Here is a 13873-nt window from a genome sequence, read left to right as displayed (position 1 = left end):
CTAACCGCGCAGTCCGCGGGTGAGCTCGCGCGCCGCCGCATCCATCGCCTGGATGAAGGCGTCGACCGCGGATGCGGAGAGCTGTCCACCGCGGGCCACATGCGTACGCATGTCGGCGCGCACCTGCGTGCGGAAGTCGGTGACGGCTGCCTCTGCGCGGCGCAGCTGCTCGCGCGCCGCGCTGCGCTCGTCGTCCTCGCGGGGGCGAGCGGGCGCATCCCGGTCGGCCTTCGACGCCGCAGCGAGGTCGGCCCGCAGGCTCCGCATCGCCTCGCGCACACTGCCGCGCACCTCCTGCGCGATGAGGCGCACGGAGTCGGCCAGATCGGACTGGATGCCCTCGAGCTCGCCTCGACGGGATGCGACTTCGGCGCGCCCCGCATCCGTGAGCGCGTAGACCGTTTTGCGACCGTCGACCGTCTTGGTGACCAGGCCCTCCTCCTCCAGCTTCGCGAGGCGGGGATAGATCGTGCCGGCGCTCGGCGTGTAGGTGCCGCCCGTGCGGTCGGCGAGTGCCTGCATGAGGTCGTAGCCGTGGCGCGGCGACTCGTCGAGAAGGCTCAGCAGGTACAGGCGCAGGTCGCCGTGCGAGAACACCGGGGCCATCACTCGTCCTCTCCGGTGGGGCGGCGCAGGACCGTGATGTCGCCCGAGACCGAGTTCGCCCGCACGTCGACGAAGCTGCCGCTGAGCTCGCCGATCGAGCCGGAGTAGTTCGTGGTCGGTCCGCTGCCCCGGCCGGAGTGCGGCACCCCGTCGATCTGGACGCGTCCGCTGACGCTGCGTACGACGTAGTTGGCGGGCAGTCCCGCATCCAGGCGGATGGTGGTGCCGCCGGCGACGGTGTTCAGACCGATCTGGTGCACCGGGCCTATCGCGTCGATCATCATGCTGCCGGACACCGTGTCGACCGTCGCCTTCGTGATGCGGCCCGTCGCCGTCACGTCGCCCGAGACGCTGTTCGCGTTGAGCGCGCCGTCGAGTCCGCGGCTCTGGACGTCGCCCGAGACCGCGTTCACGGTCAGGTCGCCGCTCAGCCCGTCCACGATCACATCGCCCGAGACCGTGTTGACGCGCGCGTCCGCGGCGAGGCCGGAGACGAGAGCGCTGGCATTCACGACGCCGAGGGTGAGCGCGATGTCCGCGGGGACCGCGACGCTGATCTCAGCCTTGGGGCCTCCGGAGCCGAAGTTGCGGAACACCTCGAGGAAGTTGTCCCACCGCAGCTGCGGGTGGTCGATCTCGATGCGGCCGTCCTCGGCGGAGATGCGCAGATCCTTGGTCGTCACGGCATGCACCTCGATGCGCACGCCGGGTTCGTCGTGGGCGACGATGTCGATCTCACCGCCGACCAGGCCCACCTTCAGGTGCGTGATGTCGTCCAGGTCGATCACGCGCGTCTCGCCGGGGTGGATGAGCCACTTTTCCGGTGCCATGTCGGTTCTCCTCGTCTATCGAGATATATCGCGTTGTGAAGATAACACGATATATCTCGATTCGGAAGGCCCGAACTCCTGCACATCGGCTGACTGCGGGCGCCGCGCCAGCCGACGTGGCGGAGTTGCAGGAGTTCGGCGCGACGGAGGCGCCGGTGAGGGACCGGGGGACTCAAGCGAGAGGAGTGCCCCGGCGCACGACCGAAGCTCAGGCCGGCTTGGTGGCGCGGATCGTGTAGGTGAGCGGCATGACGCCGGCGAACCGGCCGCCCAGCACCCACTCACCGTCGGTAGCCCGGTGCGTCATCCGGCCGGGCAGCGCCTCCCACGGCACGCTGTCGTGCTCGACGAGCGCGTCGATGCGCAGGCCCGCATCCAGCAGGGCGGTCACGATCTCGCCCAGGGCGTGGTTCCACTCGTACGTCTTGGTCGCCGTCAGCGGACGGGTCGTCGGCACGTAGGTGGAGTCGTCATCCCACTCGAGCGGCTCGGCGGGTTCGAAGTAGGAGAAGCGGAGGTGGATGTCGTCCTCGAGCGTCTCGTTGACCGACCACAGGATGGGGTGACCCTCGCGGATGAACAACGACCCGCCGGGGGCGAGCAGCGCCGAGACGACCCGCGCCCACTCGTCGACCCGCGGCAGCCAGCACAGCGCGCCGATACCGGTGTAGACGAGGTCGAAGGATGCGGGCTGCAGCACCGATGCCGCATCCCTCACGTCGGAGCGCACGAAGTCGACGTCGGCACCGGCCTCGGCGACGAGCCGTCGGGCCTCGGTGATCGCGGTCTCCGAGAAATCCAGCCCGGTGACGCGCGCGCCGAGGCGGGCGAGGGAGAGCGTGTCGGTGCCGATGTGGCACTGCAGGTGCACAGCGCGCTTGCCGCGGATGTCGCCGAGCAGAGGCAGATCGAAGCGGACGACGTCGGAGAGCGCCTCCTGGTCGTCGATGAAGCGTTCGATCCCGTAACCCGATCCGTCGCGGGCGGCATGGAGCTCGGCGCGCTCGTCCCAGTTGGCGCGGTTCGCCTCGACGAACGGGGTGGGATCGATGTGCTCGCGCGCGGAGACCATGCGCTCACGCTACCCGCGGACGGCCGGACACGAAAAAGGGGCACCCGTCGGCGACGGATGCCCCTTTCTCGAGGTGTCAGACCTTGCTGCCGCCTCGAATGACTCGGAGCAGGAATGCGATCAGCGCGATGACGCCGACAATGAGGGCCACCCACAGCAGCCAGTTCAGCGCTGTGTTGAGGCCTCCGACGATCGCCAGCACGATGGCGACGACGATGATGATGAGCAGTGCGATGTTCATCTGGACTCTCCTCGTTCTCGCCGGGACGCCGCGCGACCCGGATGCCTCGTGGGCACATGCCAACATTCCCACTGCGCACTCACAGCGTCAGAGGGGTTGACGCTCGAAAGCGCCCGGTGCTAGTCGCGTAGGCGCGCGTCCTCTCACATGTCAAGCCCGCTGCTGTGCGGATGCGGCGCACTCTAGCGTCGGGGAGACGCTTCGCGAGCGCGGGGCGGGAGAGGTCGACATGCCGGGTGGACGCGGGGCGAACAGCCTCAAGGATCCGAAGCTGTACGAGGAGTTGCGTGACGAGGGCGCCTCGAAGGAGAAGGCCGCGCGAATCTCCAACGCGGCGGCGCGCGACGGGCGTTCGACCGTCGGCGCGCGCGGCGGTCGCTCCGGAGACTACGAGGACTGGACGGTATCCGAACTGCGGAAGCGGGCGAAGGAACTCGGCCTCACCGGATACTCCGGCAAGCGCAAGGCGGAGCTGATCTCGGCTCTGCGCAACCACTGACGTGGCGCGACTGGCCCGGGTAGATCCCGGATCGGATGCGGGGATCTCCCGCACACGCAGTGGAACGGGGTTCAGCTACACGCGGCCCGACGGCGCGAAGGTCTCGGGGGCGGAGCGTGCCCGCATCGAGGCCCTCGTCATCCCACCGGCGTGGCGGGACGTGTGGATATGCGCGAAGGACAACGGTCACATCCAAGCGGTCGGCACCGATGATGCCGGACGCCGCCAGTACCTGTACCACCGCGACTGGTCGACCAAGCGGGACAAGGGCAAGTACGCCCGTGCCCTCGCCCTGGCGGAATCGCTGCCGCGCGCCCGCGGCCGCGTGACGGCGGCGCTGCGGCGAGCGGACGACTCGCGCGAGGCCGTGCTCGCCGCCGCATTCCGGATGCTGGATGCGGGCGCCATCCGGATCGGCTCCACGAAGTACCTGCGTCGCGGCGGAGGGCGGGGCCTCACGACCCTGCAGCGCCGCGACGTCCACGTGGAGGCCGGGGTGATCGAACTCGACTTCCCCGCCAAGAGCGGGGTGCGCGCCCGCATCCGTATCGAGGATGAGGATCTGGCCGTCGTTCTCGAGCAGCTGACGGCGGGGCGCCCGCGCTCGCCGCTGCTCGCCTACCGGCGCGGCCGACGGCGCGTGGCTCTCACGCCCGGCGAGGTGAACGCCTACATCCGTGTGCTCACCGGCGGCGACTTCACCGCGAAGGACTTCCGGACGCTGCGGGGCACGGTCACCGCGGCGGAGAGCCTTGCGCGTCTCGGACAGGTGGAGACCAAGAAGGCGCGCAAGCTGGCGGAGCGCGACGCCGTCAAGGCGACGGCTGCGGTGCTGTGCAACACGCCGTCCGTCGCTCGGAGCAGCTACATCGACCCGCGCGTGTGGCGTGCGTACGCAAAGGGGCGGCTGCTGGAGTCGGGCGTTTCGCCCGAGACGGCGATCCGGCGTCTCGTCGAAGGCTGAGTCCCCACGGCGAGTGACGAACGGAGCGCGGACGGATGTCGGAACGAGATGCCCGCGGCGAGGGTAGCGTTGCCCCGTGGCAGCAGGCTTCTCGTGGCGGCATCTCGGGCTGATCGTCCTCGGCGGCGCGATCGGTACGGCCGCGCGGGCCGGGCTCCTGCTCATCGACGCCCCGGCCTGGCATCCGATCGCGGTCCCCGTCATCAACGTCACGGGGGCATTCGCGCTGGGTCTGTTGACCGCTGTGCTCACCCGCCGCGCCGAGACCGCGGGCTCCCGAGATCTGCGTCAGCTGCTCGGAACCGGCGTGCTCGGCGGGTACACGACCTACAGCACGTTCGCGGTGCAGGCGGTCGATGGGGCGGCCGTGGCTCTCACCCTCGCCACCGCCGCCGTGGGCCTCGCCGCCGCCTGGGCGGGTCTCGCGCTCGGGCGGAGGGGGGCCGCGTGACGCCGCTCGTCTTCCTCGTCGTCGCCGTCGCCGGTGGCGTCGGTGCGGGTGCGCGCTACGTCGTCGATCTCGCCGTCACGACCCTCGTGGGCGCCCGCTTTCCCTGGGGGACGCTCGTCATCAACGTCACAGGATCGTTCGCGCTCGGCCTTCTGACCGGCGCGATCTCGGATGCGGGGCTGCTCGCCGTGATCGGCACGGGACTCCTGGGGGGCTTCACGACCTTCAGCTCGGTGGCCGCGGTCAGCGCCGTCATGGCGACCGACCGGCGCGGTTGGGCGGCCGCGACCAACACGGTCGGAACACTCATCCTGGCGCTCGCCGCTGCGGCGGTCGGTCTCGCGGTCGGCGGGCTCGTCGCCGGGTAGCGGCACGGGCCCGGCGAAGGCCCGAGAACGCGTGAGATACTGAGCCCGATACAACCCTGTATCGTGCCTCCTCGCCGCTGCACCCTTCTCGAGTCGGCCGTCCTGAAAGCGCTCCCGTGTCACATCTGGCAGTCCTCAGTCTGAAGAACCGCGCCCTCATCGCGCTCATCACGATCGTCGCGGCGATCTTCGGCTCGCTCGCGCTCACGAGCCTCAAGCAGGAGCTCATCCCCTCGGTGGAGTTCCCGCAGCTGTCGATCCTGTCGACGTACCCCGGCGCCTCGCCCGAGGTCGTCTCCAACGACGTGTCGACACCCATCGAGACGGCGATCCAGGGCGTGCCGGGCCTCGAATCCACGACGGCGACGAGCACGACCAACGCCTCGATCGTGCGCGCGTCGTTCACCTACGGCACCGACCTCGCCACCGCCGAGCAGAAGATCAGCCTCGCGATCGGGCGCATCAAGGACCAGCTGCCGACCGGTGTCGAGCCCAACGTCATCTCGGTGTCGATCGACGACCTGCCGGTCATCCAGCTGGCCGTCACCGGCTACGGCGACGCACAGGCGATCCAGGACAAGCTCGAGTCCGCCGTCATCCCCGAGATCCAGGATCTCGCCGGCGTCAACGCCGCCCAGATCGTCGGCGGCATCGGCAAGCGTGTGGTCATCACCCCGGATGCGGCGAAGCTGGCCGCGTCCGGCTTCACGCAGCAGGCGATCACCGACGCCCTCGACAAGAACGGCGTGCTCTTCCCGGGCGGTGCCATCACCGAGGGCGATCAGACCCTGACCGTGCAGACCGGCGCCAAGATCACGTCGGTCGATGAACTCGCGGCGCTTCCGCTCGTGCCCACCGAAGCGGCGCAGTTCGGGGCGGGTACCGTGACGATCGGGCAGGTGGCGACGGTCGCCGAAGCGGCCGACCCCGTCACCTCGCTCTCGCGGGTCAACGGGGAGCCGGCTCTGACGATCGCCGTCACCAAGCTCCCCGCCGCGAACACGGTCGACGTCTCCCGCGCCGTGACCGACGCGCTGCCGCAGCTCAGCGATGCGCTCGGCGGCGATGCCCAGTTCTCCGTGGTCTTCGACCAGGCGCCCTACATCGAGCAGTCGATCGAGGCGCTGGCGCAGGAGGGGCTGCTCGGGCTCGTCTTCGCCGTTCTCGTCATCCTGATCTTCCTGCTGTCGGTACGCGCGACGATCGTCACCGCGATCTCGATCCCGACGAGCGTGCTGATCACCTTCATCGGCATCCAGGCGTTCGGCTACTCGCTCAACATCCTGACCCTCGGCGCTCTGACCATCGCGATCGGCCGGGTCGTCGACGACTCGATCGTCGTCATCGAGAACATCCGCCGCCACTACGTCGGCGACGCCGATAAACGCGCCTCGATCCTGCTCGCCGTGCGCGAGGTGGCGGCGGCGGTGACCGCATCCACGATCACGACCGTCGCGGTGTTCCTGCCGATCGCCTTCGTCGGAGACCTCACGGGCGAGCTGTTCCGTCCGTTCGCGCTGACGGTCACTCTCGCGATGGTCGCATCGCTGTTCGTGTCGCTCACGATCGTGCCCGTGCTCGCGTACTGGTTCCTCAAGCCCGGCAAGCCGGTGGAGGGACCCGACGGCGAGCACATCGATCCGGAGGACCCGTCCGCGCCGCCCTCGCGCCTGCAGAAGGCGTACCTGCCCGTGCTCTCGTGGACGCTCAAGCACTCGTGGGTGACGCTCGGACTCGCCCTGCTCGTCCTGGTCGGCACCGGCGCGCTCGCCCCGCTGATGAAGACGAACTTCCTCGGCGACTCCGGTCAGAACACGCTGACCATCACGCAGACCCTGGGGCCGGCGGCCAGTCTCGATGCGGAGGACGCCGCGGCATCCCGCGTGGAGGAGGCCCTCAAGGGCGTCGACGGCATCGAGACCGTGCAGGTCTCGATCGGCTCGAGCGGCTCCGCCGTGCGCGACGCATTCTCCGGTGGCAGCGGCGGCATCACGTACTCGATCACAACGGATGCCGGAGCCGACCAGCTCGCGCTCCGCGACCGCGTGCAGTCCGCTCTCGCCGATCTCGACGACGTGGGCACCATCGCGCTCGCCTCCTCCGGCGGCGGCTTCGGCTCGAGCGACATCGAGATCGATGTGACCGCGCCGGACCAGCAGACACTGCAGGAAGCGACGGATGCGGTGCAGTCCGGGCTCGAGGGCAAGGACGGCATCTCGCAGGTCACGAGCAACCTCTCCGCGTCCCTGCCCTACATCGCTGTGACGGTGGACCGGGATGCGGCCGCGGCCCGCGGCCTGTCCGAGGTCGCCGTCGGCGGGCTCGTCTCCGGAACCATGCAGCCGCGCCAGGTCGGCTCGGTGGAGATCGACGGCACCTCGCTGACGGTGTACCTCGCCGCATCTCAGGTCCCGGTGACCATCGACGACCTGCGGGCCCTCACCATCCCGAGCGTGGGCGGCGTCGTGCGACTCGACCAGATCGCGACGGTCGAGCAGAGCCAGGGGCCCACCTCGATCACGACCGAACGCGGTCAGCGCACCGCCACGGTCACCGTCACCCCGTCGGGCGACGACCTGACCTCGGCGAACGCGACCGTCAACAAGGCGCTCGCCGACGTATCTCTGCCCACGGGGGCCGACGCCTCTCTGGGCGGCGTCGTCACCCAGCAGACCGACGCGTTCACCCAGCTGGGCCTCGCGATGCTCGCGGCCATCCTGATCGTCTACATCGTCATGGTCGCGACCTTCAAGTCGCTTCGTCAGCCGCTGTTGCTGCTCGTCTCCGTGCCGTTCGCGGCGACCGGCGCCATCCTGTTGCAGATCGCGACGGGGGTACCGCTGGGAGTCGCCTCGCTCATCGGTGTGCTGATGCTCATCGGCATCGTGGTGACGAATGCGATCGTGCTCGTCGACCTGGTCAACCAGTACCGCGAGAAGGGACTGAACGCCCACGACGCCACGGTCGCGGGCGGCTCACGCAGACTCCGTCCCATCCTGATGACGGCGGCGGCGACGATCTTCGCGCTCACGCCGATGGCGTTGGGGATCACGGGCCACGGCGGCTTCATCTCTCAGCCGTTGGCCATCGTGGTCATCGGCGGACTGGTCTCGTCGACGGTGCTGACGCTGCTCGTGCTGCCGACGCTCTACAACCTCGTCGAGGGTGCGAGAGAGCGCCGGCGTGCGCGACGCGCCGCCGACGAACCGGCATCCGGCTCGCCCGAGACCGCCGGGGAACCCGATGCGCCGACGACGCGGCGGGCGCTGCGGGGGTCCTGACCTCGACGGCGCCCGTGCCGGTCGCGCCCTGCGGTTCGGCATCCGAAACCGGGGTGTGGGCGACGACCACCGGCTCCGTCGCCGCGGATGCGGACACCACCGGTTCGGTCTGGGCGGCGGGCGCTGCGCACGCGGCCAGAGCGCTGAGGAAGACACCCGACCACCCGAACATCGCGCTGAAGGCGATGACCTCGAACAGGGCGAGGTTGATCGTGCCCGTGACGAAGACCCAGGCCCCGGCGAACAGGCCGACGAACACGAATCCTGTGGTCAGCACCAGCCGCTTCGGGAAGCGGTGCATCATGAACGGGCTCGTCAGCAGGAGTCCGGCGAAGCCGAGGACCATGGCGGCGGCGACCCGGTCGTGGACGAATCCGTTGGTCGTCAGCGGCACGCATCCCACCAGAGCCAGGTTCGCGCCGACGACCGAGAAGAGGATGCGGGCGGTCGTCGCCGTGCCGCGGCGCACGCGCGTGCCCTCCAGCGGACGGAGCTGACGCGCGGCGGCGCGTGCGAACAGCAGCACGGTGGAGCCGCCGAGGATGAGCGTGCCGTTGAAGAACATCGCGGACGCGTCGCCGTACGTGCCGAGTTCGCTGAAATGCAGTCGCCACCACTGCGGATTCGTCGTCGTCGCGATCGAGATCCCGAGCCCGGTGAGCAGGATCGTCAGCGCCAGCACGGCGAGGCGCAGGGCATCCGCCTGCAGGAGCCCTGTCACCGCGCGCTGCAGGCGCACGCGCGGCGGCGTGGGATCTGCCCCCCTGAGGCTCGAAGCAGGAAACGACGCGAACACGGTACGCAGCATGCGGGTACCCTCCACCCAGACGGACACCGATCCAGCCGGTGGAAACGTGGAGCCCCTTGCACGCACCGGTTGGCGAGCAGCTCAGCCGGTCGGCGTCGCCGCAGCGGCCGAAACCGCATGGGTCAACGATATCCGTCGGAGGTTACCGTCAACCCCGATGCGTGTTACCGGCGGACGCGGAACAGAGCGTGGGGGCCGCGCCGGGTGGAGGCCGGGCGTCTCACGAGTGTGTGAGGGAGATGCCCCACTCGAGCTCCCACGTCTCACCGGGCTCGAGCCAGCGCAGATCGCGGCCCGAGTTCAGAGCGTCGGCGGGGGCGGTCATCGGCTCGATCGCAACAGCGACCTCCTGGCCGGGGTAGCGATCTGTCGTGAAGACCTGCAGGTACTCGAACCCGACGCCGGCCCAGAGCTCGAGGCGGCGACCGTCCGGGGCGTGGAGCATGCCGCGAACGCGACCATCCGCACCGCGGCGGAGCGTCGAGTAGGCGGTATCGAGCGTGAGGTCTCCGACCCGGCGCGGTGCGCGCAGGTCGTGCGCCGCATCCACGGGCTCCTCCGCGATCGGCAGGTTGCGCTCGTCGAGGCGGAACCATGTCGTGGCATCCACTTCGAGCCGGAGCTCTGCGGTGGGCACGTCCGAGATGCAGAGGTACGGATGCGTGCCGAGCGCGACAGGCGCCGCATCCTGGCCGACGTTCGTGATCTGGTGCAGGACGTCGAGGCCGTCGTCGGTCAGGGCGTAGGTGACGCGGGTCGCGAGATGAAAGGGGTAGCCGGTCTGGGGGAAGACGTCGGCCTCGAGCGTCACCGCGTCCGCCTCAGAACCCACCACCCGGTAGGGCGTGAAGCGCAGCAGCCCGTGCGAGGCGTTGCCGAGCTTGGGCTCCGTCAACGCCAGCTGGTAGTCGGTTCCGTGTTGCGACCAGCGTCCGTCGCGCACTCTGTTGGGCCAGGGCACGAGGACGACCCCGGATGCGGCGGGCGTCGGTGCGGTGTCGGCATAGTGCGGGACGAGGTCGACGCCGTCGATCCGCAACGCGCGCAGAGACGCCCCGACCTCGGTGATCTCGGCCGATCCGTTCGACGACGACAGGCGGTGACGGACTCCGGTCGGATCGGCGCTCATCCTCTCAGCGTACTCACGTGAGGCACTTTCCCAGTCGCGTGGGTTACTCTGGAATGTCGGCTCTGGACACCGCGTGGTGCGCGGATGGGTTTGTGAGTCCATGGGGCCGATGGTGAGCGCCGCTCGGCGCACATGACCATCATCGAAAATGGCCCCGGCCGACGGTAGTCCGGGTATGCCCGCGTTCTGAGCGGGTGCTGTTCTCGTGCGAAGAGAACCCAGGAAGAATCACCCATGCCCAAGAACAAGAAGCCCGCCGGCGGACGTCCGGCCAAGAACTTCGAGCCCCGCTACGGCGCGAAGACCTCGTTCCAGGACCGAAAGCGTCGCCCGGGCGAGTCCTCGGCCGGCTCGACCGGCTCCAAGAGCCCGGGCCACCGCGGCTATCGCGAGGATGCCGCGGAGTCGGCACCCAAGCGCCGGTGGACCGCCGCCGAGCGCGCCGGTCGCGACGAGGCCCGTGGTATCCGCGAGGGTCGTCCCACGCGGTCGTTCGACGACCGCCCCGCCCGTCGTGACGGCGACCGCCCCGCGCGTTCGTTCGACGACCGTCCGCGTCGTTCGTTCGATGACCGTCCGGCGCGCTCGTTCGATGACCGTCCGCGTCGTTCGTTCGATGACCGTCCGGCTCGTCGTGACGGCGACCGCCCCGCGCGTTCGTTCGACGACCGTCCGCGTCGCTCGTTCGATGACCGTCCGGCTCGCTCCTTCGACGAGCGTCCCGCTCGCCGTGACGGCGATCGTCCGGCGCGTTCGTTCGATGACCGTCCGCGTCGTTCGTTCGAGGACCGTCCGGCTCGTCGTGACGGTGATCGTCCCGCGCGTTCGTTCGATGACCGTCCTGCCCGTCGTGACGGTGATCGTCCGGCGCGATCGTTCGATGACCGTCCGCGTCGTTCGTTCGATGACCGTCCGGCGCGCTCCTTCGATGACCGTCCGCGTCGTTCGTTCGATGACCGTCCGGCTCGTCGTGACGGCGACCGCCCCGCGCGTTCGTTCGACGACCGTCCGCGTCGTTCGTTCGAGGACCGTCCGGCGCGCTCCTTCGATGACCGTCCGCGCCGCTCCTTCGACGACCGTCCCGCGCGCCGCGAGAGCGGCAACCGCGCGGATTGGAACGCGACGTCCAAGGCGCACGAGCAGCACGTCGACGTCGTGCACGAGCGTCTCGAGGCCGAAGCCGTCCAGGCCGAGACCATCGAGGGCCAGGGCTTCGGTGAGCTCGGCCTCGGTCAGAACATCGTGAAGGTGCTGGCCGAGCTCGGCGCCCCCAGCCCGTTCCCGATCCAGTCCGCGACGATCCCCCCGATCCTCGAGGGACGCGATGTGCTCGCCCGCGGTCGTACCGGCTCCGGCAAGACCATCGCCTTCGGAGCGCCGCTGGTCGAGCGCATCCTGCGCTCGCAGGCGGGTACTCGCCGTGAGTTCGGCCGCCGCCCCAAGGCGCTCATCCTCGCGCCGACGCGTGAGCTCGCGCTCCAGATCGACCGCACCGTGCAGCCGATCGCGCGCAGCGTCGGGCTGTTCACGACGCAGATCTACGGCGGTGTGCCCCAGGCGCGCCAGGTCGGCGCGCTCAAGAAGGGCATCGACATCATCATCGGTACCCCGGGCCGCATCGAGGACCTCATCAACCAGGGCAAGCTCGATCTGTCCGAGGTGCAGGTCTCGGTGCTCGACGAGGCCGACCACATGGCAGAGCTCGGATTCGCCGAGCCCGTGCAGCGCATCCTGCGCCTGACGGGCGAAGGCAGCCAGAAGCTGCTGTTCTCCGCCACGCTCGACCGCGAGGTCGCAGCCCTCGTCGACGAGTTCCTCGTCGACCCGGCCGTCTACGAGGTCGCGGGCGAGACGCAGGAGACCGGAACCATCGATCACCGCGTCTTCGTCGTCGACCACCGCGACAAGGCCGAGCTGCTCGCGTCCCTCGTGGACCGCGACGGCAAGACGCTCGTCTTCTCGCGCACCCGCGCGTTCGCCGAGATGCTCGTCGAGAACTTCGAGGATGCAGGTATCTCCGCCGTCGCCCTGCACGGAGACCTCAACCAGGCCAAGCGCACGCGCAACCTGCAGCGCCTGACCGACGGCAAGGTCAACGTGCTCGTCGCCACCGATGTGGCGGCGCGCGGCATCCACGTCGACGACATCGACCTGGTCATCCAGGCCGATGCTCCCGACGAGTACAAGACGTACCTGCACCGCTCCGGCCGTACCGGTCGTGCCGGTCGCAGCGGTACCGTCGTCACCCTGGTGCCGCGTCAGCGCCGCCGTCGCATGACGGAGCTGCTCTCGCGCGCCGAGATCGACGCGCCGTTCGAAGAGGTCCGCCCCGGCGACGACGTCGTCGAGGAGGTCGCCGGGCGCCAGCTCGCCGACGTCGCCTCCGCCTGACGCCGAGTCACGCAACGCCCCCTCGCTTCGTGCGAGGGGGCGTTGCCGCATCTCGCGTCAGAACAGGCGCGCGGGTTGCGGTGCCGATCCCGTGACGCGCACGGATGCGGCGGCCGCCGCCGCACGCGCGCCGGGTGCGACCGGACGCGCGCGCACCGGCTCCTCCTCGTCGCGGCCGTCGAGTCCGTGCACCCGCAGCAGCGGTCGCACGCGCCGACCGAGCCACTGCCGGTACGCCTTCGGAGCGCTCACCGACGCTCCCGGATACAGCCCCAGGTAGCTCGAGACGAGCTCGGGATGCTCGCGTCGCAGCCACGCCATGAACCAGGGCTTCACGCCCGGGCGCAGATGCAGCGCGCCGTAGACGACGCGGACCGCCCCCGCCGCCTTGATCCGCCGCAACGCATCGTCGAGCGCCGCGATCGAGTCGGTCAAGTGCGGCATCACGGGCATGAGGAAGACCGTGACGCGAAAGCCCGCATCCGTCGCCGCCCGCACCGTGTCGAGGCGGGCTTGGGCCGTCGGCGTGCCCGGCTCGACAGAGCGTTGCAGGTCGTCGTCGAACAGGGCGATCGACAGCGCTATCGACACGGGGACCCGCTCGCGCGCGCGCTGCAGCATCGGCAGATCGCGGCGTAGCAGTGTTCCCTTCGTGAGGAGGGAGAACGGGGTTCCGGATGCGGCCAGGGCGTCGATGATGCCGGGCATGAGTCGGTAGCGTCCCTCCGCGCGCTGGTACGGGTCGGTGTTGGTGCCGAGGGCGACGTGCTCACGACCCCACGAGCTGCGGGCGAGCTCGCGTTCGAGGACTTCAGCGATGTTCACCTTCACCACGACCTGGGTGTCGAAGTCGCGACCCGCGTCGAGGTCGAGGTACGTGTGCGTTCCGCGTGCGAAGCAGTACGTGCAGGCGTGGCTGCACCCCCGGTACGGGTTGATCGTCCAGTCGAAGGGCATCGCGGAAGAGCCGGGGACGTGATTCAACGCGGAGCGCGCCGCCACCTCGTGGAAGGTCATGCCCGCGAACTCCGGCGTCGTCACCGAGCGCACGAGCCCCTCGAGTCGCTCCATCCCGGGCAACGCCGACGCATCCTCCTCGCCCACCTTCTGACCGTTCCATCGCATGACGAAAGTGGAACAAAGATTCGATCGGATGTCAATGTCTGGCGGACGTGATTCGTACAGGAATCTGATCGGACTCGCCGGGTGCGTAGGCGGGAGGCACAATAGAGC

12 protein-coding genes and 1 pseudogene are annotated in these 13873 nt (G+C 69.6%); 6 read left to right on the top strand and 7 right to left on the bottom strand.

Annotated features, from left to right (window positions below; all coding sequences use genetic code 11):
• The 4 genes from SK224_RS03685 to SK224_RS03670 all read right to left on the bottom strand — a co-directional run bounded on the left by SK224_RS03685 (nt 1) and on the right by SK224_RS03670 (nt 2749).
• Nucleotides 1-606 carry a PadR family transcriptional regulator gene (locus tag SK224_RS03685; RefSeq protein ID WP_320433435.1) on the bottom strand — a complete coding sequence of 202 codons (606 nt, stop codon included), beginning with the start codon at nt 604-606 and terminating at the stop codon, nt 1-3.
• A complete protein-coding gene (locus tag SK224_RS03680; protein WP_320433434.1) occupies nt 606-1436 on the bottom strand; it encodes a DUF4097 family beta strand repeat-containing protein in 831 nt (276 codons plus the stop codon). The genes SK224_RS03685 and SK224_RS03680 overlap by 1 nt, the downstream gene beginning before the upstream one ends.
• A 208-nt stretch (nt 1437-1644) precedes the next feature.
• Nucleotides 1645-2508 (bottom strand): class I SAM-dependent methyltransferase, encoded by an 864-nt coding sequence (locus tag SK224_RS03675; protein ID WP_320433433.1) that lies wholly within the window; start codon nt 2506-2508, stop codon nt 1645-1647.
• 76 nt (nt 2509-2584) lie between these two features.
• Entirely contained in the window at nt 2585-2749 is a 165-nt protein-coding gene (locus tag SK224_RS03670; RefSeq protein WP_137418322.1) for a DUF2207 domain-containing protein, read from the bottom strand.
• A gap of 229 nt (nt 2750-2978) precedes the next feature.
• Here SK224_RS03670 and SK224_RS03665 point away from each other — a divergent pair, with 229 nt between their 5' ends.
• The 5 genes from SK224_RS03665 to SK224_RS03645 all read left to right on the top strand — a co-directional run bounded on the left by SK224_RS03665 (nt 2979) and on the right by SK224_RS03645 (nt 8312).
• Complete coding sequence (locus tag SK224_RS03665; RefSeq protein WP_320433432.1) at nt 2979-3248, top strand: Rho termination factor N-terminal domain-containing protein; 270 nt, start codon at nt 2979-2981, stop codon at nt 3246-3248.
• A 1-nt stretch (nt 3249) separates the two neighbouring features.
• Entirely contained in the window at nt 3250-4212 is a 963-nt protein-coding gene (locus tag SK224_RS03660) for a DNA topoisomerase IB (RefSeq protein ID WP_320433431.1), read from the top strand.
• A 76-nt stretch (nt 4213-4288) separates the two neighbouring features.
• Complete coding sequence (locus SK224_RS03655; protein WP_320433430.1) at nt 4289-4663, top strand: fluoride efflux transporter FluC; 375 nt, start codon at nt 4289-4291, stop codon at nt 4661-4663.
• Nucleotides 4660-5031, top strand: a complete 372-nt coding sequence (locus SK224_RS03650) for a fluoride efflux transporter FluC (protein WP_320433429.1) — start codon at nt 4660-4662, stop codon at nt 5029-5031. The genes SK224_RS03655 and SK224_RS03650 overlap by 4 nt, the downstream gene beginning before the upstream one ends.
• A 116-nt stretch (nt 5032-5147) precedes the next feature.
• Complete coding sequence (locus tag SK224_RS03645) at nt 5148-8312, top strand: efflux RND transporter permease subunit (protein ID WP_320433428.1); 3165 nt, start codon at nt 5148-5150, stop codon at nt 8310-8312.
• Nucleotides 8313-8472: 160 nt separating this feature from the next.
• On the opposite strand, the pseudogene SK224_RS03640 reads toward SK224_RS03645, so the two are convergent.
• Both SK224_RS03640 and SK224_RS03635 read right to left on the bottom strand, forming a co-directional pair.
• A pseudogene (locus SK224_RS03640) lies at nt 8473-9120 on the bottom strand (DUF998 domain-containing protein); the annotation flags it as partial.
• A 220-nt stretch (nt 9121-9340) separates the two neighbouring features.
• Entirely contained in the window at nt 9341-10249 is a 909-nt protein-coding gene (locus SK224_RS03635) for an aldose 1-epimerase family protein (RefSeq protein ID WP_320433427.1), read from the bottom strand.
• 234 nt (nt 10250-10483) lie between these two features.
• Here SK224_RS03635 and SK224_RS03630 point away from each other — a divergent pair, with 234 nt between their 5' ends.
• Nucleotides 10484-12640, top strand: coding sequence for a DEAD/DEAH box helicase (locus tag SK224_RS03630; protein ID WP_320433426.1), 2157 nt, complete (start codon nt 10484-10486; stop codon nt 12638-12640).
• Between the two features lie 57 nt (nt 12641-12697).
• Here the strand turns inward: SK224_RS03630 and SK224_RS03625 are convergent, their stop codons facing one another.
• The gene (locus SK224_RS03625; protein WP_320433425.1) at nt 12698-13765 is read right to left on the bottom strand and encodes an Rv2578c family radical SAM protein; all 1068 of its coding nucleotides are present in this window, start codon (nt 13763-13765) and stop codon (nt 12698-12700) included.
• Nucleotides 13766-13873: the final 108 nt, after the last annotated feature.

Source organism: Microbacterium sp. BG28, assembly GCF_034044005.1.
Taxonomy (GTDB): Bacteria; Actinomycetota; Actinomycetes; order Actinomycetales; family Microbacteriaceae; genus Microbacterium.
This window is presented reverse-complemented; position numbering and strand designations above follow the sequence as displayed.

Bases quoted from the DNA above. Each gene is read 5' to 3' on its own strand.
- SK224_RS03685 (WP_320433435.1), bottom strand. From the start codon at position 606: ATGGCCCCGGTGTTCTCGCACGGCGACCTGCGCCTGTACCTGCTGAGC.
- SK224_RS03680 (WP_320433434.1), bottom strand. From the start codon at position 1,436: ATGGCACCGGAAAAGTGGCTCATCCACCCCGGCGAGACGCGCGTGATC.
- SK224_RS03675 (WP_320433433.1), bottom strand. From the start codon at position 2,508: ATGGTCTCCGCGCGCGAGCACATCGATCCCACCCCGTTCGTCGAGGCG.
- SK224_RS03670 (WP_137418322.1), bottom strand. From the start codon at position 2,749: ATGAACATCGCACTGCTCATCATCATCGTCGTCGCCATCGTGCTGGCG.
- SK224_RS03665 (WP_320433432.1), top strand. From the start codon at position 2,979: ATGCCGGGTGGACGCGGGGCGAACAGCCTCAAGGATCCGAAGCTGTAC.
- SK224_RS03635 (WP_320433427.1), bottom strand. From the start codon at position 10,249: ATGAGCGCCGATCCGACCGGAGTCCGTCACCGCCTGTCGTCGTCGAAC.
- SK224_RS03630 (WP_320433426.1), top strand. From the start codon at position 10,484: ATGCCCAAGAACAAGAAGCCCGCCGGCGGACGTCCGGCCAAGAACTTC.
- SK224_RS03625 (WP_320433425.1), bottom strand. From the start codon at position 13,765: ATGCGATGGAACGGTCAGAAGGTGGGCGAGGAGGATGCGTCGGCGTTG.